This is a genomic window from Mycobacterium gordonae, from assembly GCF_002101675.1.
GTDB classification, from domain to species: domain Bacteria; phylum Actinomycetota; class Actinomycetes; order Mycobacteriales; family Mycobacteriaceae; genus Mycobacterium; species Mycobacterium gordonae.
This window is the reverse complement of record NZ_LQOY01000108.1, coordinates 23,425-47,781: the sequence shown is the minus strand read 5'-3', so window position 1 is coordinate 47,781 and position 24,357 is coordinate 23,425. Positions and strand designations below refer to the sequence as shown.

Genomic DNA, 24,357 nt, shown 5'->3' with positions numbered 1-24,357 from the left:
GGCTAACGCGCCTTCCAGACCGGCTCGCGCTTTTCGGCGAAGGCCAGTGGACCTTCCCTGGCGTCCTCGGACCTGATCAGCGACCGCATCTCGCGCATGGTGCGGTCCCAGCCCACTTCCTCGGCGGTGATCACACCCTCGTCGACGCCGTAGGCGATGCGCTTGCTGGCCTGCACCGACAGCGGCGCATTGCTGGTCACCCGCGCGGCCAGAGTCAGGGCGGCATCCAGCACCGCACCTTTCGTGACCACCTGATTGATCAGCCCCCACTCGTAGGCGTCCGACGCGGTCAGCGGTTCACCGGTCAGCAGCAACTCCATCGCGACCTTGTGCGGCAGCTGGTCCATGATCCGGAACACGCCGCCGGCGGCTGCGATCAGCCCGCGCTTGACCTCGGGCAGCCCGAACTGGGCGCGCTCGTCGGCCACCACCAGGTCGCTGGCCAACGCCAGCTCGGTGCCGCCCCCGAGGGCGGTCCCGTTGACCGCGGCGATGGTGGGCTTGTCGATGAAGTGGTGCACGTAACCGGCGAAGCCCCACTCCGGACGATCCGGGTGGTAGATGTTTTCCCGCCGCGAGATCGCCTTGAGGTCGGCGCCAGCGCAGAACGACTTGTCGCCCGCGCCGGTGATCACCACTGCCCGCACGTCGGGGTCGTGCTGGGCTTCCTCCAGCGCGTCCCCGACCCCGATGCTGACCGCGCCGTTGACCGCGTTGCGGGCCTCCGGGCGGTTGATGGTGATGATCATGACGTTGCCGCGGCGCTCAACCAGAGCGCCGGGCACGTCCGTCACAGCAGCTCCAGGATGGTCGCGTTGGCCTGGCCGCCACCCTCACACATGGTCTGCAGGCCATAGCGAATTCCCTTGTCCCGCATGTGATACAGCAGCGTGGTCATGATGCGGGCGCCGGATCCGCCGAGCGGGTGGCCCAGCGCGATCGCCCCACCGTTGGGGTTCAGCTTGCTCTCGTCGGCGCCGATGTCTTTCAGCCAGGCCAGCGGAACCGGCGCGAACGCCTCGTTGACCTCATAAGCGCCGATGTCGCCGATGGACAGCCCGGAGCGCTTGAGCACCTTCTGCGTGGCCGGGATGGGCGCGGTCAGCATGATCACCGGGTCGGCGCCGGCCAGGGTCGCCGTGTGCACCTTGGCGATCGGCTTCATGCCCAGTTCCTTGGCCTTCTCGGCCGACATGAACAGCAGCGCGGCCGAACCATCGGAAATCTGCGAGGAGTTGCCCGCGTGAATCACGCCGTCCTCTTTGAACGCCGGCTTCAGCGAGGCCATCTTCTCCATCGGGGTGCCGCGGCGGATGCCCTCGTCCTTGAGCAGCACGTTGCCGTCGGCATCCTTGATGCCCACGATCTGGTCGTCAAACGCGCCGGCATCCTGTGCGGCAGCGGCCTTTTCGTGAGAGTCCAGCGAGAACTGGTCGAGGTCGAGGCGGGAGAAGCCCCACTGCTCGGCGATCATCTCCGCGCCGATGCCCTGGTTGGGGATCTTGCCTTCGTAGCGGCCCAGGAAGCCCTCCGGGTACGGCCGCCCACCGTTGGCCAGGGACGCGCCCATCGGGGTCCGTGACATCGACTCGACACCGCCGGCGACCACCACGTCGTAGTGACCGGCCACCACGCCGGCCGCGGCGAAGTGCACGGACTGCTGGCTCGACCCGCACTGGCGGTCGACGGTCACGCCGGGCACCGTCTCGGGCCAGCCGGCGGTCAGCAGGGCAGTGCGGCCGATGTCGAGGGCCTGCTCACCCGCCTGCATCACGCAACCCCAGATGACGTCGTCGACGAGTTCGGGGTCGATGCCGGCTTTGGTCACCAAACCGTTGAGGACCTGCGCAGACAGCTCGGCCGGGTGCACCCCGGACAGTCCTCCGTTGCGCTTGCCGATGGGGGAACGAACTGCCTCGACGATGACTGCTTCAGCCATGAGAATGTCTCCTTTGACAATGAGTACTACGACCGTGCTCAGTACCAATTGTCAACCATGCGGTTGGTTGGGCGGGCGGCGGGTGCGGAAGGGCCCGTCGGCCGGCGCCGTTCCGGCCTCAGAACGGGGTTGCCGCTACTCCTGCCGCTGAACTCCCGTCCTGGGCCATCACGGTGGCGCCTACCACGACGGCCCCGCTAACAGCGGACGCCCGCACCGGCGTCGAGTCCGCCCGAAATTCGGGTATTTGAGAGCGCTTTTCTTCCGCCAGCAAACCGCCTATCGGTAATTCGGGACGCCATATTTCACGCCGCGTCCACTTCGTCGTCAAAAGGCATGATGACGGCACCGACTCGGCGCAGCGAGCGAATCCGGCTAACCGGATTCCTGTTCGACAGCCGGCAGCGCGTCGCTGAAAGCGGCGTAGACCCGGAAGGCTCGATCAAGGCCGGTGAGCTTGAGGGGACGCACGACAGCCGGTTGGTTCGCCACCACATGTAGCGTCGCGCCGACAGACTGGCACTTTTTCTGGCAGTCAAGTAGTGCCTGCAATCCGGCGCTGGCGAGAAAGGTCACCGCGGACAGGTCGGCGATGAGAAGTGCAGCGGGGTGGGCGGAGGCAGCATCGGCGCCGGCGATCAGGTGGCGGACCATTTCGTCGACAGTGGATACGTCAACTTCGCCTACCGCACGCACGACTACCGCTTCAGGCTGCACTTGATGGTCCACCGTGAGCAGATTCATTGTGACTACCCCGCGACTCGCAACGGCATTAATAGGCAAATCAGATTAACTCGGCCGAAGGCCGTATGCGCCACTGGTGCTGACATGCTTCACATCGTCTGCAAAACATGCCCACGGCTCCGGCGGCCCCAGCCGTCCGGAAGTACACCGCTCATCGGGGATTCACGGGCAGCTGGCGGGGTACGCTCGTCCACGAGAAAGCGGTGACACCGCGACGTTCCCTGTGATGGCGGTTCCGGCAAAGTGGCGATGGCAACTGTGGCACCAACCCCTTCCGCGCGACGATGCACAAATTCGCGAACCGTTCGACGGCAACGTTGTCCCTGGTGACATGACCGAGCTCGACCAGCCCCAGGACGGCCCAGGCCTGACGAGGCAGATACCCGAGGACCTCGCTTGCGCGGCCGCGCTGGGCGGCGAAATGGGCCGACGCATAGCCGAATTCGATTGGGCGTCGCACCCCCTCGGGCCGCTTGACCGATGGCCGGCCGAGCACCGTTTTGCCGTGGCCGAGGCGCTGACGTCCAGGTTTCCCACGTCGCTGTGGCTGAATCCGCAGGACATGTTCCTGCTTTATAACGACGCCTACCGGGTGGTGGCCGCTGACAGGCATCCCGCGGCCCTGGGGCGGCGCGGCAGCGAGGCGTGGTGGGACATCTGGGACACGATCGGCCCCATGTTCGACACCGCCGTGACAACCGGTGAGACCACCTGGCGCGAGGATCTGCTTGTGCCCATGGTGTCCGGTGGCCACCGATTCGACCGCTATTTCACTTTCACGGTGAGTCCCCTCATCGATGCCCGCGGCCATTTCAGCGGCAGCGTCTCGATTCTGACCGAAACCACCGAGCGGGTGATGGGCGAACGCCGGCTGCATTTGCTCAACAGCGTGGCGTCGGCTGTCATGGAGGTCCACAGCATTGACGGCGCTATCAGCGCGGCGGTCGACGTGTGCAGCAACAGCTCGGCCATTCCGGATCTGCCCTTCGTTGCCGTCTACGTCGCCGACGAGAAGGCTGACGCGCTCACCCTGCGCGGAGCCACGGCGTCGGCGCTGCCGGTATTGCCGCACTCCCTAGCGGAGCTGACCCAGTGGTCCCCGGCATCGCGGGCCGAGAGCCGTATCGTCGAGGCCGTCGGGCTGGCGATCCCCGGCCTGCCCGCTGCCCTTGGCGACCGCTGCCCGGAGCAGGCGATGGTTCTGCCGGTGGGAGTGGGCTCGACCACCGGAGCGCTGGTGGTGGGAATCAACCCCGGCTGCCGGCTCGATCACCAATACCGCGGCTTTTTCCATCTGCTCGCCGACCAGCTTTCCTCGGCGTTTGCCGCAGCGGCCTCCTACGAGCTGCAGTGCCAGCGCGCGGAGGCGCTTGCCGAGCTGGATGAGGCGAAAACGGTGTTCCTGACGAACATCAGCCACGAGTTCCGCACACCGCTGACGTTGCTGCTGGGGCCCCTCGACGACGAGCTGGCGGACGCAGAGCCGAACAGCCTGCGGGCACATCGCCTGGATATCGCACGACGAAACGCCGCCCGGCTGTTGCGCCTGGTGGACTCGTTACTCGACTTCTCGCGCCTCCAAGCGGGCCGCGCCGCTGCCAACCTGGTGACCAGCGACGTGGGCGCACTCACCGCTGACATCGCATCGTCGTTCTCCGACATCTGTAGCCGTGCCGACTTGGAACTGGTGATCGATTGCCAGCCGGCGCCCGCCCAGCTCGATCGGGGCATGTGGGAGACGATCATGCTCAACCTGCTCTCCAACGCGGTGAAATACACACTGGCAGGGTCGATCTCGGTGACAGCGCGCGTCGATGCGGCGCACTGTGTGGTCGTGGTCCGAGACACCGGAGTAGGGATTGCCGGGGAGGACCTGGATCGGCTCTTCGAACGCTTCTACCGCGCCAACAACGTTGCCGGCCGCAGCGTTGAAGGAACCGGCATCGGGCTCTCGCTGGTGCGCGGACTGGTCGATCTGCACGGGGGGACGGTGCACATCGACAGTGAAGTCGGACACGGGACGGTGGTCACCATTCGGCTACCGCGGGCGCTCGACAAACCGGGTGATCATCCGGATGTCGGCAAGCCGGATGAGACCAATCCCTATGTCGCCCAAGTGAACCAGTGGCTCTCACCGGTGGAGCACTCGGCGGTCGCGACCTCGCCGGTCGCGCCCCGCCAGTTGGTGCTGATCGCCGACGACAACGCCGATATGCGGGCCCATCTCGACCGAGTGCTCTCCGAGCACTATGACACCGTGCTCGTCGCTGACGGTCAGTCGGCGCTGGCCGCATGCCGCGAGCGGCGTCCGGACGCCGTTGTCACCGACGTCATGATGCCGGGCATGGACGGTTTTGCCCTCGCCGCGGCGATCCGCGCTGATCCGATGCTGGCGGCCACGCCGGTGCTGATGCTCTCCGCCCGGGCGGGCGCGGACGCCGCCCGGGAAGGTTTTGCCGGCGGCGCCGACGACTACCTACCGAAACCGTTTGGCTCCCAAGATCTCATCGACCGATTACGGGCGCGGTTGACTGCGGTCAGACGCGAACGCGACCGGCAGCGGCGTGAAGCGCAGCAGGGACTCGCTGCCGAACTGGTGGAACTGGATGCCGCGCTGCAGGCCACCGACTCGGTCGCCGGAATCATGGCCGCCGTGCTGGATTCTTCGCTTGCCTCCGCCGATGCCGGCGCGGTCACTATCGGAGTCGTCGAGCAGGAACACCACATTCGGTTCGAGTACCACGGTGAGCTACCAGCCGAACTGCGCAACCGCTACCACGTGGCCGCGCTGGAGTCGCCATGGGTGGAAGTGGACGTTATTCGAACCGGCGAGCCGATGGTCATCCCGGACACGTTTGATCTTCCCATCCGCTATCAGCACCGAGTGACCGACACCGCAGCCAGTATCCGCGCGTGTGTCGTGCATCCACTGCCGGATTCCTCCGGCAGAACCGTGGCGGTGCTTAGTCTGCTGTGGCCCGCGCCGCGGCAATTCGGCACTGAAGAGCTCGACATGTTCGCGCGAATTGCGCAGCTGACCTCAGCGGCGCTGGATCGGGTCCGCATCAATGCACACGAGCATCGCATGGCGATCGACTTCCAGGAACACCTACTCGAGGTGGACCACAGTTCGACCGCTGCGGTGGTCGCGGCCCGCTACCAGCCCGCCGGTGAAGCACTTGGCGTTGGCGGGGACTGGTTCTCGGTCACGCCTATCGATCGCGCACGCCGCCTCGGCTTGTCGGTCGGAGATGTAGTCGGCCACGGGCTGAACGCGGCCATCGTCATGAGCAACCTGCGAGCCGTAGTGGCCGCCTCGGCGCTCACCGCCGACGACCCGGGGGCGGTGCTCAACGTGCTGGACAGGTACGCCGCAGCCAGTGTCCCGAGCGCGCGCTGCACGACAGTGGCTTACGCGATTGTCGACATCGATCCAGGCGGCGGTGGCGCCACGGTCGCCTACAGCTGCGCCGGACACCCGTTCCCGCTGGTGATCCATCCTGACCGCGAGCCAGAGTTCCTGCGCAGCGGCCGGCGTCTGCCGATCGCCGCCGGCCGACATTCCCAAGACAGTTCTACTGACCACACCGCCACGGCGGTTCTGGCACCGGGAAGCGCGCTGCTGCTCTACACCGACGGTCTCATCGAGCGCCCGCATGAAGACCTCGACATCGGCTTCGCCCGCCTACATTCCGTGGCGGCAGAGTGCGCGCACCTTCCGGTCGAATCGCTGTGCGCCGACCTGCTGGCCAAGATGGCTCCGAAGTCGGGCTACCGCGACGATGTCGTAGTCCTCGCGGTACGGCCCAACCACTTGACCGCACGCAGTTTCGCAACCGCGTTCCCCGCCGTACCGGTCTACGTTCCGCACGCGCGCCAACAACTCGGGCACTGGCTCAGCGCCATCGAGTTCTCCGAAGAACGCCACTTCGACATCCTGCTGGCGGCAACAGAGGCCGTGACAAACGCCGTCGAACACGGCGGCCACAGCGACCAGCGCAACACCGTCTCGATTGAGGGCTTGTTGCGAGAGCAGGCGGTTACTCTCACCGTCAGCGATACCGGTCGCTGGGTCGGCGATTCCGCGGCCAGCCTGCGCGGTACCCGACGCGGCCGCGGACTGACGCTCATCAGCCGGCTTTCGGACCACGTCGAGACCAACCGCACCCCTGCCGGCACCCGCGTCACGATGCACTTCGACAGCGCCGTCACCGGCGATCTCGCCGGTCGCGGAGATCCGTAACCGCGGCCGAGTCGACATCCTGGTGCCGGGATTCATCCAGACCGAGGCCGCCGCGGATCTCCTGAACTCCGCTACGTGCCTGCCATTCGGCGATCCGCCGCTGACGATACATGCGCTCGGGCCCGGTGACCGCGTCGGTAAGTGAGCTCCTCGTAGCCGCCACCGCCTCGGCGAATCGGCCCTGGCGAGAGAGCAATTCACCGCGGACGGCGTGCCAGCGCGGGTCGGGCTCAATCGGTTCCAGTGCCGCCAGTCCGGCTGCCGGTCCGTCTCGTTCGGCCAGCGCCACGGCCCGCGCCAGAGCGACCGGAGCACTGGGCCGGACCGATATGAGCAGGTCGTAGAGTCGCACGATCTCGGCCCAGTCGGTCGCCTCGTACGAAGCGGCCCGCGCGTGCTCGGCGGCGATCGCCGCCTGCAACTGATAGGGGTCAGCGACCGCGCCGGTGCGGCGTAACGAATCATCAAGCAGCGCAAGCCCTTCGGCAATCGCACTGGCGTCCCACAACGAGCGATCCTGGTCAGACAGCGGGATCGGTTCCCCTGCCTCGTTCACGCGCGCGGCACGCCGGGATTCGGTCAGCAGCTGCAGTGCCAGCACCGCCATCGGCGAGGGCTCGTCGGGCATCAGGTCATGCACCAGGCGCGCCAACCGCATCGCCTCGCGGGTGCCGTCGACGTCGATCAACCGGTCGCCGCCGGCCGCGGTGTGCGCGATCGTGTAGGACGTGTGCAGCACCGCGCACACCGCGGCCAGGCGCGCGGGCAACTCCTCGTCGGCCGGAACCCGATACGGGATCGCCGCGGTGGCAATCTTTTTCCGTGTCCGGGTGAGACGCTTGGCAACCGCCGCTTCACTGGTCAGCAGCACCGCCGCGATCTGCGCCGACGACAGGCCACACAGGGTACGCAGCGCCAGAGTCACCTGGGCCTCCAACGCGAGCGCTGGATGGCAGCAGGTGAAGATCAGCCGCAGCCGGTCATCGGCCACCACGCTGTCGGGCGGCAGGTCCGGAACCGTAAGTTCCACGCTGGCACGCTCCTTCTGGGCCCGGGCGCCTTCCCGGCGCAGCAGGTCGATCGCGACCCGGCGCGCGGTTACCGTCAGCCAGGCGCGTGGTTCCTCGGGCACCCCGGTGCGGGGCCACTCGCGCAACGCCCGCAACGCAGCTTCCTGCACCGCGTCTTCGGCGAGTGGCAGCGAGCCGACCGTCCGGATGAGGGTCGCCAGGATGCGCGTGCCCTCCATCCGGACGGTTTCGCCCAGCGCGGCGTCGGCGTCCATCAACCGGCGGTCAACCGCCGAACTCGATCACCGGACGCACTTCGACGGCGCCGTCCCAGGCGGCCGGGATCTCCGCCGCGATGCGCAGGGCCTCGTCCAGGTCGGCGGCCTCGATCAGGTAGAAGCCGGTCAACGCCTCTTTGGTCTCGGCGTACGGGCCGTCGCTAGTGACGACGTCGCCGCCGCGCGCGCCGCTGACGCGCACGGTGGTCGCGGTGCCGGTCGGATACAGCGCGGCGCCGCCGCGGATGGCGTCGCCGTGGTCCTGGCCGAACTTCATGTATTCGGCCATGTCGCCGGCCTGTTCGGGCGCCGACCAGTCGACGTCCCTGGTGTAGGTGAGCGCGGCGTATTGCGGCATGGTGTCCTCCTGTACCGATCGTGATCCGGGCACTTCCCCGATCTCACCAAGAGGACGAATGCCGCGGGACCGATCAGGACACTTCGCGGAAAAAAATTATCCGACCGGGTAGCCCACCGACTTGATCTCGGTGTACTGGTCGAATCCGGCGATGCCGTTCTGGCGTCCGACACCGCTGTGCTTGTAGCCGCCGAACGGTACGTCGGCACCGTAGGGCGCGCCGCCGTTGACGCCGATGAAGCCGGCCTTGATCCGCCGCGCCACCGCCAGCGAGTGCTCGAGCGAACCCGACATGACATTGCCGGCCAGCCCGTAGACGCTGTCGTTGGCAATGCGGATGGCGTCTTCCTCGTCGTCGAAGGGGATGACCGACAGCACCGGACCGAAGATCTCCTCCTGGGCGATGGTCATGGAGTTGTCGACGTCGGTGAAAAGGGTTGGGCGGACGAAGAATCCCCTCTCGAAGCCGGTAGGCGCGTCCGGTCCGCCGACCAGGGCGGTGGCGCCTTCTTCGACACCCTTGCGGATGTAGCCCATGACGCGGTCCCGCTGCCGCTCGGAAATGACCGGGCCGCATAGGGTTCCGGGGTCTTGCGGGTCCCCGCAGGTGACGTTCTCGTAGATGCTCTTGAGAATGGCCACGCCCTCGTCATAGCGCGAGCGCGGCAGCAGCATCCGGGTCGGGTTGGCGCAGCCCTGCCCGGCGTGCATGCACGGCGCGATGCCGATGGCGCAGGCCAGCCCGAAATCGGCGTCCTCGAGCACGATGGTGGCCGACTTGCCGCCCAGCTCGAGGAACAGCCGCTTCATGGTGGCCGCGCCTTTTTCCATGATCCGTTTGCCCACCACCGTCGAGCCGGTGAACGAAATCAGGTCCACCTTCGGCGACAGCGTAAGTTCTTCTCCCACAAAGTGGTCCGATGCGGTGACGACGTTGACCACGCCGGCGGGGATGTCGGTCTTCTCGGTGATCAGCCGTCCCAGCCGGGTCGCGTTGAACGGAGTGTTGGGCGCCGGCTTGAGCACAACCGTGTTGCCGGTGCCCAGTGCTTGACCGAGCTTGTTCAGGGTGACCTCGAACGGGAAGTTCCACGGCACGATGGCGCCGACCACGCCCACCGGCTCGCGCCACTGCCTGATGGACGTGTTGGCGCCGGTCAGGCTGATCACCCGGTCGCCGAGGTCGGTTTCCCAGGGATAGGCGTCGATGAGCCTGGCCGGGTACTTCAGGCCGTCGGCCAGCGGCGCGTCCAGCTGGGGGCCGAAGGTGATCGCCCGCGGCGACCCCACTTCCAGGATCAGCTCCTCACGCAGCTCCTCCTTCTCCTCCTCGATCGCGTCGTGCAGTTGCAGCAGACAGCGCTTGCGCAATTCGCGGTTGGTGGACCAGTCGGTCTCGTCGAAGGCGCGCCGGGCGGCGTCGATGGCCCGGTGCATGTCCTCCTTGGAGGCGTCGGCGACCTCGCCGAGCGACTCCTCGGTCGCCGGGTTGATGTTGGTGAACGTGCCGGCCTGGCCGTCGACGAGCTTGCCGTCGATCATCATCTTCGGCTCGAACCGGACCTTTACAGTGTCAGCCATATCTGTTCAGCTCTCTTTTGACAAGGCGCTGGTGAGAGCGCCGGGACGGAAACGGCCACCCGTTAGACAGTAACTCTACGGTGAGGCTTACCGGAAAGCACCCAGGGACCTACTGGGCATCGAAGAGCACGGGTACCGACGTGGGCGAACGGAAGACCTGACCGCGGATGTGCGGGTCGTCGGCGTCGGGATCCAGGCGCAGGTTCGGCAGCCGGTCCAGCAGCAGGTTCACTGCAGTCCGCATCTCGAGGCGCGCCAGGTGCATGCCCAGGCAGACATGCACGCCGTACCCCCAGCCCAGGTGTGCTTCTCCGCCGCCGGAGTGGTCCGAGGTCGCCGCGTGGCCAGCAGCCGGCCGGCCCGAGCGTCGTCGTTCACAGCGTCGTCGTCCACGGGCACACCTCCGGCCGAGCTGCGACTTGGATTGACCAAATATCTGTTCCAACGTAAAGTCCGGTCCAGGCGCAGTCAATCAGGCTCGAAGCGATACGGGGTTCGAACGCAAACGTGGACTTCTCATACCCGGCCGAGGTGGAGCAGTTCCGTGCCGACCTGCGCGCCTGGCTGTCGGCCAATCTGACTGAAGAACTGATCGACGCGCGGCGGCCCTCAGGCCGCGACGACGCAGTCTTCGACAAGCTGCGGGCGTGGAACGCCACCATGGCTGACGCGGGGTGGGCGGCGGTCTCGTGGCCTGTCGAGTACGGCGGCCGCGGTGCGACCGTGCTGGAACAACTCGTCTACACCGAAGAAACCACACGGGCCCGAGCACCGTTGCCGCTCAACGTCATCGGAATGAATAACATCGCGCCGGCGATCATGCAGTACGGCACCGAATCGCAGAAGACGACGCTGCTGCGCCGGATGATGCGCGCCGACGACATCTGGTGCCAGGGCATGTCGGAGCCCGATGCGGGATCCGATCTGGCGGCGCTGCGCACCCGCGCGGTGCGCGACGGCGACGACTTCGTCGTCACCGGGCAGAAGATCTGGACCTCGTTGGGCCACAAGGCGAAGTGGTGCCAGTTGTATGTCCGCACCGATCCCGAAGCACCCAAGCACAAAGGCATCTCCTGTCTGATCGTGGACATGACGCTGCCCGGCATTGAGGCGCGTCCACTGGTAACCCTCAACGGCGACACCGATTTCGCCGAGGTGTTCCTACACGACGTGCGAGTTCCGGCAGACGCGCTGCTCGGTCCTCTCAACGGCGGCTGGCAGGTCGCCACCACGACGCTGAGCCACGAACGCGCCGGCGCGGCACGCCTGTACGCGGAATTGGAATTGCGACTCGACGAACTGGTCGCCGATCTCGCGGAAGCCGGGGACGCACTGACTGATCCGGTGGTCCTGCGGCGCCTGGGCGAGATCGCGGTCCGCATCAAGTATCTCGAGGTACTGTGTCAGCGGTCCATTTCGGCCTCGCTGCACGGTGGCTCGGAGAAGACGGCCTTCGGGTCGGCCAGCCTGGCGAAGACGGTGTGGGGTGAGATCGGCCAGCAGCTCGCGGCGTTGGCGTTCGACGTGCTCGGCACCCGTGGCGTGCACGGCCGGTGGAGTGATTACCGGTTGACGTCGCGATCGCTGACCATCGCCGGTGGCACCACCCAGATCACCAAGAACATCACCGCTCAGCGAGTGCTGGGGTTGCCGCGCCGATGAACCTCGAACTGGACGACGAACAGGTCGCGCTGGCCGACACGGTACGACGCTTTCTTGCTGAGCGAGCATCGATTTCGGGTCATGTGCGTCCGATGCTCGACGATCCGACCGGCACCACCGAAGCGGTGTGGCGTGGTTTGGCGGACCTGGGCGCGACCGGCGTGTTGGTGCCGGCGGAGTTCGGCGGCGCGGGCATGACGATGGTCGAGGCCGGCATCGTCGCCGAGGAACTCGGCGCCGCGTTGCACTCAGGTCCGTGGTTGTCCACTGCCGTGGCGGCGACGCGGATGCTGACGGCGGTCGGCGGCCAGCCGGCCGCCGAGATGCTGGCCGGGATCGCCGCCGGCACCGCCGTCGTCACGGTGCTGAGCTTGGGCGAGCAGACGCTAAAGCCCCTCGTTTCGGCACGAAACGGGGGCTTTAGCGTCTGCTCGCCACCGGTGGCCGCGCCCGACGCGGCGGCCGCCGACGTGCTGCTGGTCTCCGATGGCACCGGACTTTTCGCGATCGAAGCGGCCGCCCCCGGCGTCACGGTGACGGCCGAGCGCGGTATTGACCAGACCCGCAAGCACTTTCAAGTTCAGCTGGACAATGCGAGCGCGCAGCGACTGGGCACTGTGTCGGCCGAAGATGTCCAAGCGGTCACTGACGACGTGCTGATCGCCGCGGCCGCCGACGCGTTGGGCGCCGCCACCGCCGTCATGAAGATAGCCATCGACTATGCCAAGACCCGCAACCAGTTCGGGGCGCCCATCGGATCGTTTCAGGCGATCCAGCACCTGTGCGTCGACATGTTCGAGACGGTCGAGCTGGCTCGCAGCGGGGTGATCCATGCACTGTGGGCGGCCGCGGACTCACCGGGAGACCGCCATCTTGCCGCGGCGCGAGCCAAGGCGTTCGCCGGGCGGTTGGCCACCGTCGGCGATACGGCGATCCAGATTTTCGGCGGTATCGGCTACACCTGGGACCACGACGCCCATCTCTATCTCAAGCGTCTGCTGAACTGGAGCGCCTTAGGTGGAGGCGCGGACCGCTACCTCACCGAGATCGGTGCACTCCTGGCAGAAAAGGGCCGAGATGCCTGACTCCGTCGATTTTGCCGGGCAGGTCGCGATCGTCCGCATACATCGCAGCACATCTGTCGGAGGTGTCGGCGACCCAGCCGTTCACCGCCCCGGGCTCGATCTTCGAGGAAGTGTTCGGCGTCTGCGCTCGGCGCGGTGTCGTCGCTGAGGATGACGTTCACCCACCCACCGCACGCTGTCTCAGCAGCACGTTTACCCCAGCCGGTCTGATAGCCTCTACCAAAGATTTGGTTCACAGGAGGACGACTTGCGCACGTTGCCGGCATCGCAGTCGTCCGCGCCCGGCTGGCCATGACCGACAGTTCAACCGCGTCGGGGACCCGCCGGACCGAGATCCTCGAGACAGCGGCGTCGCTGATCGCCTCGTCGGGCCTGCGGACCTCCCTGCAGGAGATCGCCGACGCGGCAGGCATTCTCCCGGGCAGCCTGTACCACCATTTCGAATCCAAAGAGGCGATCCTCGTCGAACTGATCCGCCGCTATCAGGCCGACCTGGCGCGCATCGGGGACAGCGCCCAGGCGAAGCTGGACGAACCGGACCAGCGGCCACCCGCCGAAAAGATCATCGAGCTGGGATCGGCGATCGCCAAGTGCGCCGTGCGGCACCGGGCCGCCCTGCAGATGTCGTTCTACGAGGGCCCGAGCGCCGATCCCGAACTGATGAAGCTGACCCAGCAGCGCCCGGTCGCCGTACAGGAGGCGATGCTGCAAACGCTGCGTGCCGCCAGATGGAGCGGTTACATCAAGGCCGATATCGATCTCCCGACGCTGGCCGACCGGATTTGCCAGACCATGCTGCAAGTAGGTCTCGACGTCATCCGGCACAACTCCTCCGCCGACCAGGTGGCCGCATTGATGTGCCGGATCATGCTGCAGGGGTTGGCATCTCAACCGCCTACCGACGAGGCGTTGGACCGGTCGCAGGCGTTCGCCGCGGCCGGCGCGGTCATCGCGTCCTGGGCGGGCGACAGCGAGGCCGATCCCAGCGACAAGGCGTCCCATCTGCGTGCGGTGGCCCGAAAGGAGTTCGGCCGCAAGGGATATGAGGTCACCACGATCAGAGACATCGCCGCGGCAGCGGGGCTGGGAACGGGCACCGTATATCGCGTCATCGGCTCCAAAGACGAACTGCTGGCTTCCATCATGCGTTCCTTCGGTCACAAGGTGGAAGCGGGCTGGGTGGACGTGCTGCGCTCGCCGGCGACCCCGATCGAGAAGCTGGATGCGCTGAGTTGGGTCAACGTCAATGCGCTGGACCAGTTCTCCGACGAATTCCGGATCCAGCTTGCCTGGATGCGCCAGTCACCACCGAACACCGCAAACCCCGGCTGGTCGTATACGACTCGGTTGCGTCAGATGAAATCGCTGCTGTCCGAGGGCATTCGATCCTCGGAGATCCGGATCGACGCGCCCAGCATCACCATGCTGGCCCGCAGCATCATCGGCATGCAGTGGATACCGGAGAACATCTTGCGTGCGGTGGGCACCCGCGCATCACTCATCCTGGCTCGTGACACCGTGCTGCGCGGTGTCGCGGTTCGCGCCGTCCAGTAGCGCAAGTAGCCTAGGAACTCATGGCGCACATCGTTGTTATCGGCGGCCACGGCAAGGTCGCGCTGCACCTGGCCCGGATCCTGACTCGTCGGGGCGACCGCGTCAGCTCGGTATTCCGCAACCCTGACCATGCAGACGAGGTTGCGGCCACCGGAGCCGAGGCGATCACCGCCGACATCGAGCAACTCGACACCGACGCACTGGCCGAAATGCTGGCGGGGCACGACGCGGTCGTCTTCACCGCCGGGGCCGGTGGGGGTAACCCGGCACGGACCTACGCCGTGGACCGCGACGCGGCCATCCGCGTGATCGACGCCGCCGCACAGGCCGGCGTCAAGCGGTTCGTGATGGTGTCGTATTTCGGCTCCGGACCCGGACATGGTGTGTCGCAGGACAATTCGTTCTTCCCCTACGCCGAGGCCAAGGCCGCCGCCGACGCCCATCTGCGCGCCAGCGACCTGGACTGGACCGTGCTCGGCCCGGGCCGGCTCACCCTCGACCCGGGCACCGGACACATCGAAGTAGGCAAGGCCAAGGGCGAGGTGTCGCGGGAAGACGTTGCGGCCGTCGTCGCGGCCGCTCTGGCCGACAATGCGACCATCCGCCGCACCATCGACTTCAACAACGGGGACGTGCCGATCGCGAGCGCGTTAGCGCCCGTGCGGTAGGCGACGCGCCCAGCAGGGTAGCCTTAGCCTCGCAACTGGTCTGCCGACGCCCCCGCGGCGCCGGCATCGAGCGAGGCACACCCGCCTCGCGAGAGGGAACCCGGTGAGAATCCGGGACTGTCCCGCAGCGGTATGCAGGAACGACCGCCGTCATCGAAATTTCAAGCACTGGTCTCGAACTCTGGGGCTGGGAAGCGACGGCCAGTAGGTGCATCCATTGGTGCGCGCCTGTGAGTCCGAAGACCTGCCAGCTGTGCCGGGCGCGCCGCGCCCGGCGGCACATCGCCTCGTGGAAAGGGCGTTTGGCCAGCCAGTCGTGGTGGTACGCGGGCTCTAGCGCACCGCCCGGCTGATCGGCTGCGCGTCCGCGGGCGGTGACCATACCGTCAAATGAAGGACCGCTCGTGACCCAGTTCGTCAGCCGTCAACCTTTTACCGCCACCATCACCGGTTCCCCCCGAATCGGCCCGCGCCGTGAACTCAAGCGGGCAACCGAGGGATATTGGGCCGGCCGCACCAGCCGATCAGACCTGGAGTCCGTCGCCGCCGGCCTGCGCCACGACACCTGGTCAGGACTGGCCGCCGCCGGGTTGGACTCGGTGCCCATCAACACGTTCTCCTACTACGACCAGATGCTGGACACCTCGGCGCTGCTCGGCGCGCTGCCCGCGCGGGTGGGCGCGATCTCCGACGAACTGGACCGATACTTCGCCGCCGCGCGAGGCAACGACGACGTCGCCCCGCTGGAGATGACGAAGTGGTTCGACACCAACTATCACTACCTCGTTCCTGAGATCGGGCCCTCGACCCGATTCTCGCTGCATCCGGACAAGGTGCTCTCGGAGCTGAAAGAGGCTCAGCAACAAGGTATTTCGGCGCGCCCGGTGATCATCGGGCCGGTTACCTTCCTGCTGCTCAGCAAGGCGGTGGACGGGGCCGGCCCACCGATCGAGCGGCTGCAGGAATTGATGCCCATCTATTCGGAGTTGTTGTCTCTGCTCGCCGACGGCGGGGCGCAGTGGGTGCAATTCGACGAGCCGGCGCTGGTCACCGACATCTCCCCCGACGCGCCCGCGCTCGCCGAAGCCGTCTACAACACGCTCGGTGCGGTGGCCAACCGCCCGGCCATTCACGTCGCCACCTACTTCGGTGACCCGGGCGCAGCGCTCGCGGGGCTGGCCCGCACGCCGGTCGAGGCGATCGGCGTCGACCTGGTCTACGGCCCCGACACCGCGGTGGCGGCGGTTCCGGAGCTGGCCGGCAAGACGCTGGTGGCCGGCATCGTCGACGGCCGCAATATCTGGCGCACCGATCTGCAGGCGGCGCTGAGCAAGCTGGCCACCCTGCTGGGACCGGCAGGGACAGTCGCTGTTTCGACGTCGTGCTCCACCCTGCACGTGCCGTACTCGCTGGAGCCCGAGACCGATCTGGACGACAACCTGCGCAGTTGGCTGGCGTTCGGGGCCGAGAAGGTGCGCGAAGTTGTCGTGCTGGCCCGCGCGCTGCGCGAGGGACGCGACGCGGTCGCGGACGAGATCGAGGCGTCCAACGCCGCGGTGGCCTCACGCAAGAAAGACCCACGGCTGCACAACGACCAGGTCCGGGCGCGCATCCAATCGATTGTCGCGGCCGGCGTTCAGCGCGGCGATCCCGCCCGGCGTCGCGCCAGCCAGGAGGCGCGCCTCGAGTTGCCGGCACTGCCCACCACGACGATCGGCTCCTACCCGCAGACCTCCGCGATCCGCATCGCCCGGGCGGCGCTGCGCAACGGCGGGATCGACCAGGCCGAATATGAGCGGCGGATGAAGCAGGAGATCGCGGACGTCATCGCGCTGCAGGAGCAGCTGGGGATCGACGTGCTGGTGCACGGTGAACCCGAACGCAACGACATGGTGCAGTACTTCGCCGAGCAACTACAGGGATTCTTCGCCACCCACAACGGCTGGGTGCAGTCCTACGGCAGCCGCTGTGTGCGTCCCCCGATCCTGTTCGGCGACGTGGTTCGCACCCACCCGATGACGGTCGACTGGATCAGCTACGCGCAGTCGCTCACCTACAAGCCGGTGAAGGGCATGCTGACCGGGCCGGTCACCATTCTGGCCTGGTCGTTCGTCCGCGACGACCAGCCGCTGGCCGACACTGCCAACCAGGTGGCGCTGGCGATCCGGGACGAGACGGTGGATCTGCAGTCCGCCGGGATCGCGGTGATCCAGGTCGACGAGCCGGCCCTGCGGGAGTTGCTGCCGCTGCGCCGGGCCGATCAGGAGGACTACTTGCGTTGGGCCGTAGGCTCTTTCCGGCTGGCCACCTCCGGTGTCGCCGACTCGACCCAGATCCACACCCACCTGTGCTATTCGGAGTTCGGGGAGGTGATCGGCGCGATCGCGGACCTGGACGCCGATGTCACGTCCATCGAAGCGGCGCGCTCGCACATGGAGGTGCTGGATGACCTGAACGCGATCGGCTTCTCCAACAGCGTGGGCCCGGGCGTCTACGACATCCACTCGCCCCGGGTGCCCAGCACCGACGAGATGGCCGCGTCGTTGCGGGCCGCCCTGAAAGCCGTTCCTGCTGAGCGACTTTGGGTCAATCCGGACTGCGGCCTGAAGACCCGTAACGTCGACGAGGTGACGGCGTCGTTGCGCAACATGGTCGCCGCCGCTCAGGAAGTGCGGGCCGAGTAGCGCGAGCAGACGCAAAGGCGCCCATTTCGTGCCGAAATGAGGGGCCTTTGCGTCTGCTCGCCAGCCTCAGTCCTCCACCACGACCGGGATGTCGTCGGCCCAGGGCTGGCGGGTCACCATGTCGGCCACCCGCACGTAGCCGTGTTCGAATTCACCGGTCGCGGCGTCGACCAACCGGTAGCGCTGGATCTGCCGGTGGATCGGTTGCGCATCCAGCAGGACGACGCGCACCTCGCCCGGTTCGAACCGGCATCGCCGTTGCATCGCGGCGATCAGCTGCTCGTTGTGCATGTGACCGTCCCCGAAATTCCAGCCGATGGCCGTACTGCAGATCCGTTCTCCGTCGGTGATGACGTAGTCGTCCTCGTTCTGTCCGGCCATCGCGCGGTGCGCCAATGTGAACAGGGCACGGCCGTGAGTATTCATGGCGCGGAACGCATATCCGAGGTACATCGGGATCTGCGCGCGGTCCTTGCCGTAGAACCGCTCCAGCTGGGCCTGCGGCATGCTGGCGATCGCGACGATGCCCCGGGCGATCTTCTCGTTCGCCGACGGCTTCATGCACCACAGGGTGGTGTCCCAGTTGCCGGCGTAGTAGCGCATGCCCGGTAGGAACGAGATCTTGCGCGGAAACATGTTACCCAGGATCACCGTGCCCACCAGCACGGTGAACAGAATGGCCACCGGGGCAAGGTGTTTGACGTCACTGATGCCCAACTGGGCATGGCCGACGAACAGCGAGAAGACGCCGAAGATCATGAAGACGTTCCACTCCAGCGGCACACCCATCGGGATCGCGGTGAGGATGCCCAGGTGGAAACACACCATCACGATCGCGGCGACCGTGGTCGGCCACCCGCCGTGTGAGAAGAACAGCGCCAACGGCACGAACATCTCGATGAACGTGCTGACGTGAGCGAACAGCCGGGACAGCAGGCCAGGCCGTAGGTCGTCGGGGAACTTCTCGAAGAACATCCGCTTGATGAACCGCGGCCGGAACAGCGGGTTGTTCGACATCATCGTCGAGATGACGAAAGGGAAGTGCTTGTTGAGTTTGGACGTCGCCGCGCCCATCCAGATCACCAGGAACACCAGCTTGGCCGCGACGATCATGTCCACCCCGCCGAACAGGAACGTCACGGTGAGCGACCCGTAGACCTCACCACGGGCGGCGAGGAAGATCACCTTGTCGCGCAGCCCGGCGGCGCCGAGCACCAGCAGGATCGCCACGATCTCCCACATCGGCAGCACCCCGACCTTCGTGCCGAGCGCTGGTATCGGCCCGGTGCCGTCGGTGAACAACGCCGTCACCAGCAGCAAGAGCAGCAGGGCATAGAGCGCGACGTCCACCGGCTTGCGCTTGGTGCCGAAGGTCAGCGGGACGCGGTCGGGCCAGGGTGGCAGCCGGATGGTGCCGAACCGCAGCCAATACAGGATCGAGCCCATCGGCGGGAAGAAGCGGTTGTTGAGCGGTCCGAACCCGCAGCCCAGCCCCACCACCTCGAAGAGCATCGTGTACAACACGACCTTCTCGAAGACGATCGGCTCGGCATACCACGCCCGGATGTTGGTGAACCCGTCAATACCCTTGGTGCTCAGCACAATCAGCCAGGCCACCAGGATGTAGAGCAGGATCTTGACGACGTAGAACAGGTGCATGACCACCGGGGTGCCGAAGCCCACCTCGGCCCAGTGCCGGGCCATCGGGCGGATCTTCTCGCTACGGGTGCCCTTGCTCCATTCGGCGATGTCGACCTCGGGCAGTTGGGGCTTGAGAAATCCCATAATTTGACAGATTAGAACGTGTTCTAGCCGTCTGCCCAGCCCGGCGCACCGAATCCTTTGTCAGCCGCTGCGGCGGCCGATACCGTGAGCTCCAGGTGGCGAAGGGAGTGCGCGCATGTGGAGACCTCGATACCTGAGATGGGCGGCCGCGGCGACCGCCCCGGTAATCGCATTCGTCGTCGGCAGCGGTCCGGCGCAGGCGCAGGCACCATCGCCGGGTGATTCCTGCACCGTGCTGCACGCCACCACCCAGGATGCCGACGGCAAGACGATGTGGTGCAACCCGACCATGACCGGCAGCCACAGCCTGGTGTGGCAGTACGGCGGGCCGGCGTAGGCGGTCGCCGGCGGCTGGTCGTTTCGCCGGACGGGCGGCCCTCGACGCCGCTGAACAGATAGCCGATGCGCATCCGTTGTGCGCGAAACCCGCTGAAACAGACCAATATGAGCGCGGTTCCCCGGGCTCGCCGACGCCGGGATCGGTGACGGCCCTCGCACGCGTGCGCGCCGGACATATCGCCCGGCATATACGATAAGCGTTCGCCTGCAAGGCATTTCCCGCTGAGCACTTCGGCCCGGCAGGTCAGTCACATACAGAACCGGCATCCGTTATCCAGGCGGGGCTCTGCTTGCCCGCCTCAGAGCGACAACCGGCGAGCTCGCGGCACGTGTCGCTACGAGGCGGGCGCAAAGACAGCCCCCCGTCCCAGCGACCGGAGTGGCGAATGTGACTACACCAGGCCCCAAATCGAGCCGCCGCCAATATTTTTCACCGTGACTGACGGGCCCCGCATTGCCCGGCTATCAGCGACACGAAAGCATCAACCGGCCCGGCCAAGTCAAACTTTCTCCGCACCAACACAACCCGCTTACGCAGACGTCAACTGTTCCCGAAACCCATATCGGCACGGCGTTGATCGGTGTAGTTTGCTGCTGGGGTGACGGGTCACTGAGGAGTGAACATGGCGGATGTCGACTATTGCGTCGTCGGAGCGGGCTTCGCGGGGCTGACGGCCGCACTGCGCTTGAAGCAGGCCGGGCACTCGGTGGCTCTGCTGGAGGCCCGGGAGCGGGTGGGCGGGCGCACGTTCACTGTGACCCGCGACGACGGGGTGTGGATCGACCGCGGCGGTGCGTGGATCGGACCGGGGCAGGACCGGATCTACGCGCTGATGCAGGAGTTCGGGGTGCCGGAATACAAGCAACACAACGACGGCGACGCCATGATGATCGTCGACGGCAAGAAGCGCCGCTACGGCGGAAAGCTGCCGTGGTCGATGAGCCCATGGGCCGTCGCCAATCTGGGCATAGGCCTGATGAGCGTCGAGCAGATGTGCAAGACGATCCCGCGCGAGGCGCCCTGGGAGGCGGAGGAGGCCGCCGAATGGGACCGGATGAGTGTCGGCGACTGGCTGGAGCGCAACGTGTTGTCCCAGCCGGCCCGCGAGATGCTGGACATGGCATTGGGCGGCACCTACACCTCGACGGCATCGGAAGTGTCGTTGTTGTGGATGTTGCTGCAGATGTCCTCGGGTGGTGGCCCGACGTTCGTCATCTCGGGCAAGGGCGGCGCGCAGGACGCAAGGCCGGTCGGCGGAATGGGCGCCATCTATCGCCCGATGGTGGCTCAGCTGGGCGACGCGCTGCACTTGTCGCGGCCGGTTCGGACAATCATTCAGGACGTCGACGGAGTCACCGTGCAGTCGGATGGCTTTGCCGTGCGGGCACACCGGGCCATCGTGGCGATCCCGATGGCCATCGCCAGTTCGATCGTCTACGAACCCGCGCTTCCGGTGGACCGGGCGTTTCTCCATCAGCGCATGCCCAGCGGCGCCGTCATCAAGACATCCGTCATATATGACGAGCCGTTCTGGCGCGCGGACGGACTGTCCGGCCAGTCCGCCGCACCCGGAACGCCGGCGACGCTCACCATCGACGCGTGCACCGACACCGGAAATCCGGGGATCATGTGCGCGATCACCGAGGGACCGGCGGCCCGTCGGCTGACCGACCTCGGCGAGTCCGAACGCAAAGCACTCATCATCGGTGAACTCGTCAGCAGGTTCGGACAAAAGGCCAGTGCACCAGTGGAATACCACGAGCAGAACTGGACTCTCGAGCGCTATTCCGGCGGGGGCATGATCAGCCACACGCCAACCGGCGTCCTCACCGAGTACGGCCGCGCCCTGCGCGCACCCTGCGGCCGGGTGCACTGGGCGGGAACCGAAAGCTCAGCGGTCATGTGCGGCTGGATCGACGGCGCGATCCGCTCCGGCGAGCGCGCCGCGGCCGAAGTGGTTGCGGCGCAGACCTAACCGACCCCGGTCCGCGGGATGGCGCTGGGCCCAGGCCGGCGCACCCCCGACGCCGCGCGAGCGACCCCACAATGCCAGCCACCGCGGCGTGTCACTGGCAACACGCGCGCGCTCGGCCCAGGCCGGCGCACCCCCACCTCAGCCGCCTGCCCAGGACGGCAACGCCGAGGCGGCCTGACTCGGCCGGCTACCCGGCCTGCTTGGCCGGCGGCCGGTAGAAGATCAGCAACTGCCCGATCGCCCCGGCCAGGCCCAGGCCCACCGAGATGGCCAGACCCTGCCAGCCGTCGAACCAGTTCTTGCCGAAGATCAGGTGATCCAGGCTGAGCCTGCCGGCGCCCAGCGTGGCGATCACCACGGCGGTGACCGCCAGCACCAGGTTGTACTCCCAGCCCTCCTTGACGATGAAGAAGCCGTTGGCCCGGTGCACGGTCCAGGCCGCGACCAGCATCAGCGAGACGAAACCCGCCGCCGGGATCGGCGTCAGCAAACCGGCCGCCAGACCCAGCCCGGCCGCTGTCTCGGTCGTTGCGGCGACGGTGGCGTGGAACTTGCCCGGCTTCATCCCGATGCTCTCGAACCAGCGCGCGGTGCCCGGTATCCGCCCGCCGCCGAAGAATTTGTTCAAGCCATGCGCGGCCAGGGTCAGACCCAGCACCAATCGCAGAATCAGCAACGCGACGTCATAGGGAGTCATACGTTCAAAACTAACGGGTAAGCAACAGCGGCGAACAGCCGAGCCCGATCATCGATATGGGACCATTGCGGGCGTTCCGGCAACGACGAGGGGGTGCATCTTGGCTGGTGTCGCGCACGGCCGGCACTCCCCCACGGGCAGGCTGGAAAACGCCGTGGTGGTGCTGGACGGCCGTTCACGTCACCCGCGCGAGATCCTCGGCAACAAGGGCCACGGCATCGACACCATGCGCCGGCACAACCTGCCGGTTCCCCCCGCGTTCTGCATCACCACCGAGGTCGGCCTGCGTTATCTCACCGAACCCGGGCCCACCATCGACGCGATCTGGTCCGATGTGCTTGACCGGATGAGCTGGCTGGAAGAACAAACCTCGCGCACATTTGGACGGGGGCCACACCCGCTGCTGGTCAGCGTGCGCTCGGGGGCGACGCAATCGATGCCCGGCATGATGGACACGATCCTGGACTTGGGCATGAACGACGACGTCGAACGGGCCCTGGCCGAGCAGGGCTCCGCCGAGTTCGCCCGCGACACCCGCCGCCGGTTCACCAGCATGTACCGGCGCATTGTGGCCGGCGATTCCGAACCGCCCGACGATCCGCAGACGCAGCTGCGGGCGGGCATCGAGGCGGTGTTCGCCTCCTGGAACTCCCCGCGCGCGCTCGCCTACCGCGACCACTACAACCGCGACGAGCGCCAAGGCACCGCCGTCGTGGTGCAGGCGATGGTGTTCGGCAACCAGGCGGCGAAATCCGGCGCCGGCGTGCTGTCCTCACGCAACCCGATCACCGGAGCCAACGAACCTTTTGGTGAGTGGTTGCCCGGCGGTCAGGGCGACGACGTGGTGTCCGGCCTGGTCGACGTCGAACCGATCACCGCACTGCGCGACGAGCAACCCGCGGTATTCGATGAGTTGATGGACGCCGCCCGCAGTCTGGAGCGACTCAATTCCGACGTTCAGGAGATCGAATTCACCGTCGAAGACGGCAAACTGTGGCTGCTGCAGACCCGCGCCGCTGAACGGTCCGCACAAGCCGCGGCGCGCCTGGCACTGCAATTGCGCCACGAAGGGCTGATCGACGACGTCGAAACTCTGCGCCGGGTCACCCCCAGCGACGTCGAGGCCGTGCTGCAGCCGTCGCTGCAACCCGAAACCCGGTTAAGCGCAAGACTTCTGGCCAAAGGCCTGCCGGCCTGCCCCGGTGTGGTGACGGGCACCGCGTACACCGACGTGGATGAAGCGCTCGATGCCGCCGACCGGGGTGAGCCGGTGATTCTGGTCCGTGACCACACCCGGCCCGAAGACGTGCTGGGCATGCTGGCCGCGCAGGGCATCGTCACCGAAGTGGGCGGCCCAGCCAGCCACGCGGCCGTCGTGAGCCGCGAACTCGGCCGGGTGGCCGTGGTGGGCTGCGGCCTTGGTGTCGCCGCATCGCTGGCCGGCCGTCAGATCACTGTGGACGGGTACGCGGGCGAAGTGCGCGAAGGGATTCTGGGCCTGACGGCGTGGTCGGAAGACGACACGCCCGAGCTTCGCGAGCTGGCCGAAATCGCGCTGCGGGTGAGCCCGCTGCGGGCGCACGCAAGCGGCGGCCATCCGCGGCTGGAGGATGAATCCGAAGCCGGGGTACGCGCGGCCATGGCGGCCGGGCAAACCGACGTGTTGGCGACGGCGCCGCTCATTACCATGCTCATCGCACTTCGGATAACAGGCGGCAACGATGCACCGACGACGCCTCCACCGACCTAGGAGT

The 24,357-nt window shown here is 66.9% G+C and carries 17 protein-coding genes, 1 pseudogene and 1 riboswitch; of the genes and pseudogenes, 9 read left to right on the top strand and 9 right to left on the bottom strand.

Annotated elements, in window-relative coordinates; all coding sequences use genetic code 11:
- Positions 1-2: 2 nt before the first annotated feature.
- The 3 genes from AWC08_RS17775 to AWC08_RS17765 all read right to left on the bottom strand — a co-directional run bounded on the left by AWC08_RS17775 (position 3) and on the right by AWC08_RS17765 (position 2,683).
- The gene (locus AWC08_RS17775) at positions 3-794 is read right to left on the bottom strand and encodes a crotonase/enoyl-CoA hydratase family protein (protein ID WP_069433647.1); all 792 of its coding nucleotides are present in this window, start codon (positions 792-794) and stop codon (positions 3-5) included.
- Positions 791-1,939 (bottom strand): thiolase family protein, encoded by a 1,149-nt coding sequence (locus AWC08_RS17770; RefSeq protein ID WP_065135146.1) that lies wholly within the window; start codon positions 1,937-1,939, stop codon positions 791-793. The genes AWC08_RS17775 and AWC08_RS17770 overlap by 4 nt, the downstream gene beginning before the upstream one ends.
- A 375-nt stretch (positions 1,940-2,314) precedes the next feature.
- Positions 2,315-2,683: an STAS domain-containing protein gene (locus AWC08_RS17765; protein WP_069433648.1), complete on the bottom strand. Its 369-nt coding sequence runs from the start codon at positions 2,681-2,683 to the stop codon at positions 2,315-2,317.
- Positions 2,684-3,014: 331 nt separating this feature from the next.
- Between AWC08_RS17765 and AWC08_RS17760 the strand changes: the two genes are divergently transcribed.
- Positions 3,015-6,926: a SpoIIE family protein phosphatase gene (locus tag AWC08_RS17760; RefSeq protein WP_069433658.1), complete on the top strand. Its 3,912-nt coding sequence runs from the start codon at positions 3,015-3,017 to the stop codon at positions 6,924-6,926.
- Here the strand turns inward: AWC08_RS17760 and AWC08_RS17755 are convergent.
- The 4 genes and pseudogenes from AWC08_RS17755 to AWC08_RS17740 form a co-directional block, all read right to left on the bottom strand.
- Positions 6,892-8,211 carry an RNA polymerase sigma factor gene (locus tag AWC08_RS17755; RefSeq protein WP_069433649.1) on the bottom strand — a complete coding sequence of 440 codons (1,320 nt, stop codon included), beginning with the start codon at positions 8,209-8,211 and terminating at the stop codon, positions 6,892-6,894. The two genes, AWC08_RS17760 and AWC08_RS17755, sit on opposite strands and share 35 nt — an antisense overlap.
- 10 nt (positions 8,212-8,221) lie before the next feature.
- A complete protein-coding gene (locus AWC08_RS17750) occupies positions 8,222-8,572 on the bottom strand; it encodes a YciI family protein (RefSeq protein ID WP_065135150.1) in 351 nt (116 codons plus the stop codon).
- A gap of 96 nt (positions 8,573-8,668) precedes the next feature.
- On the bottom strand, positions 8,669-10,153 hold the full coding sequence (locus tag AWC08_RS17745) for an aldehyde dehydrogenase family protein (RefSeq protein WP_069433650.1): 1,485 nt from the start codon (positions 10,151-10,153) through the stop codon (positions 8,669-8,671).
- 109 nt (positions 10,154-10,262) lie between these two features.
- Positions 10,263-10,463: pseudogene (locus tag AWC08_RS17740) on the bottom strand (cytochrome P450); the annotation flags it as partial.
- Between the two features lie 197 nt (positions 10,464-10,660).
- On the opposite strand from AWC08_RS17740, the gene AWC08_RS17735 reads away from it, so the two are divergent.
- The 5 genes from AWC08_RS17735 (at position 10,661) to metE (ending at position 17,806) form a co-directional block, all read left to right on the top strand.
- Positions 10,661-11,815 (top strand): acyl-CoA dehydrogenase family protein, encoded by a 1,155-nt coding sequence (locus AWC08_RS17735; protein ID WP_069433651.1) that lies wholly within the window; start codon positions 10,661-10,663, stop codon positions 11,813-11,815.
- The gene (locus AWC08_RS17730; RefSeq protein ID WP_069433652.1) at positions 11,812-12,900 is read left to right on the top strand and encodes an acyl-CoA dehydrogenase family protein; all 1,089 of its coding nucleotides are present in this window, start codon (positions 11,812-11,814) and stop codon (positions 12,898-12,900) included. The genes AWC08_RS17735 and AWC08_RS17730 overlap by 4 nt, the downstream gene beginning before the upstream one ends.
- 291 nt (positions 12,901-13,191) lie before the next feature.
- The gene (locus AWC08_RS17725; protein WP_069433653.1) at positions 13,192-14,454 is read left to right on the top strand and encodes a TetR/AcrR family transcriptional regulator; all 1,263 of its coding nucleotides are present in this window, start codon (positions 13,192-13,194) and stop codon (positions 14,452-14,454) included.
- Between the two features lie 20 nt (positions 14,455-14,474).
- Positions 14,475-15,122, top strand: coding sequence for an SDR family oxidoreductase (locus AWC08_RS17720; protein ID WP_069433654.1), 648 nt, complete (start codon positions 14,475-14,477; stop codon positions 15,120-15,122).
- A gap of 19 nt (positions 15,123-15,141) precedes the next feature.
- Positions 15,142-15,388, top strand: a riboswitch (cobalamin riboswitch).
- A gap of 138 nt (positions 15,389-15,526) precedes the next feature.
- Positions 15,527-17,806, top strand: a complete 2,280-nt coding sequence (gene metE, locus AWC08_RS17715; RefSeq protein WP_085088030.1) for a 5-methyltetrahydropteroyltriglutamate--homocysteine S-methyltransferase — start codon at positions 15,527-15,529, stop codon at positions 17,804-17,806.
- A 66-nt stretch (positions 17,807-17,872) separates the two neighbouring features.
- Here metE and AWC08_RS17710 read toward each other — a convergent pair whose 3' ends face one another.
- Positions 17,873-19,591, bottom strand: coding sequence for a DUF3556 domain-containing protein (locus AWC08_RS17710; RefSeq protein WP_069433655.1), 1,719 nt, complete (start codon positions 19,589-19,591; stop codon positions 17,873-17,875).
- Between the two features lie 115 nt (positions 19,592-19,706).
- On the opposite strand from AWC08_RS17710, the gene AWC08_RS17705 reads away from it, so the two are divergent.
- Together AWC08_RS17705 and AWC08_RS17700 are read left to right on the top strand one after the other, a co-directional pair.
- On the top strand, positions 19,707-19,928 hold the full coding sequence (locus AWC08_RS17705) for a hypothetical protein (protein ID WP_069433656.1): 222 nt from the start codon (positions 19,707-19,709) through the stop codon (positions 19,926-19,928).
- A 625-nt stretch (positions 19,929-20,553) separates the two neighbouring features.
- Positions 20,554-21,906, top strand: a complete 1,353-nt coding sequence (locus tag AWC08_RS17700; RefSeq protein WP_069433659.1) for a flavin monoamine oxidase family protein — start codon at positions 20,554-20,556, stop codon at positions 21,904-21,906.
- Positions 21,907-22,093: 187 nt separating this feature from the next.
- On the opposite strand, the gene AWC08_RS17695 is transcribed toward AWC08_RS17700, so the two are convergent.
- The gene (locus tag AWC08_RS17695) at positions 22,094-22,603 is read right to left on the bottom strand and encodes a DoxX family protein (RefSeq protein WP_065136968.1); all 510 of its coding nucleotides are present in this window, start codon (positions 22,601-22,603) and stop codon (positions 22,094-22,096) included.
- Between the two features lie 100 nt (positions 22,604-22,703).
- Between AWC08_RS17695 and AWC08_RS17690 the strand changes: the two genes are divergently transcribed.
- Positions 22,704-24,353, top strand: a complete 1,650-nt coding sequence (locus AWC08_RS17690) for a pyruvate, phosphate dikinase (protein ID WP_167544970.1) — start codon at positions 22,704-22,706, stop codon at positions 24,351-24,353.
- Positions 24,354-24,357 lie beyond the last annotated feature (4 nt).

Coding starts and splice junctions, on each gene's coding strand:
- AWC08_RS17770 (WP_065135146.1), bottom strand. CDS start 1,939: ATGGCTGAAGCAGTCATCGTCGAGGCAGTTCGTTCCCCCATCGGCAAG.
- AWC08_RS17765 (WP_069433648.1), bottom strand. CDS start 2,683: ATGAATCTGCTCACGGTGGACCATCAAGTGCAGCCTGAAGCGGTAGTC.
- AWC08_RS17760 (WP_069433658.1), top strand. CDS start 3,015: ATGACCGAGCTCGACCAGCCCCAGGACGGCCCAGGCCTGACGAGGCAG.
- AWC08_RS17755 (WP_069433649.1), bottom strand. CDS start 8,211: ATGGACGCCGACGCCGCGCTGGGCGAAACCGTCCGGATGGAGGGCACG.
- AWC08_RS17750 (WP_065135150.1), bottom strand. CDS start 8,572: ATGCCGCAATACGCCGCGCTCACCTACACCAGGGACGTCGACTGGTCG.
- AWC08_RS17745 (WP_069433650.1), bottom strand. CDS start 10,153: ATGGCTGACACTGTAAAGGTCCGGTTCGAGCCGAAGATGATGATCGAC.
- AWC08_RS17730 (WP_069433652.1), top strand. CDS start 11,812: ATGAACCTCGAACTGGACGACGAACAGGTCGCGCTGGCCGACACGGTA.
- AWC08_RS17725 (WP_069433653.1), top strand. CDS start 13,192: ATGACCGACAGTTCAACCGCGTCGGGGACCCGCCGGACCGAGATCCTC.
- AWC08_RS17720 (WP_069433654.1), top strand. CDS start 14,475: ATGGCGCACATCGTTGTTATCGGCGGCCACGGCAAGGTCGCGCTGCAC.
- AWC08_RS17710 (WP_069433655.1), bottom strand. CDS start 19,591: ATGGGATTTCTCAAGCCCCAACTGCCCGAGGTCGACATCGCCGAATGG.
- AWC08_RS17705 (WP_069433656.1), top strand. CDS start 19,707: ATGTGGAGACCTCGATACCTGAGATGGGCGGCCGCGGCGACCGCCCCG.
- AWC08_RS17700 (WP_069433659.1), top strand. CDS start 20,554: ATGGCGGATGTCGACTATTGCGTCGTCGGAGCGGGCTTCGCGGGGCTG.
- AWC08_RS17695 (WP_065136968.1), bottom strand. CDS start 22,603: ATGACTCCCTATGACGTCGCGTTGCTGATTCTGCGATTGGTGCTGGGT.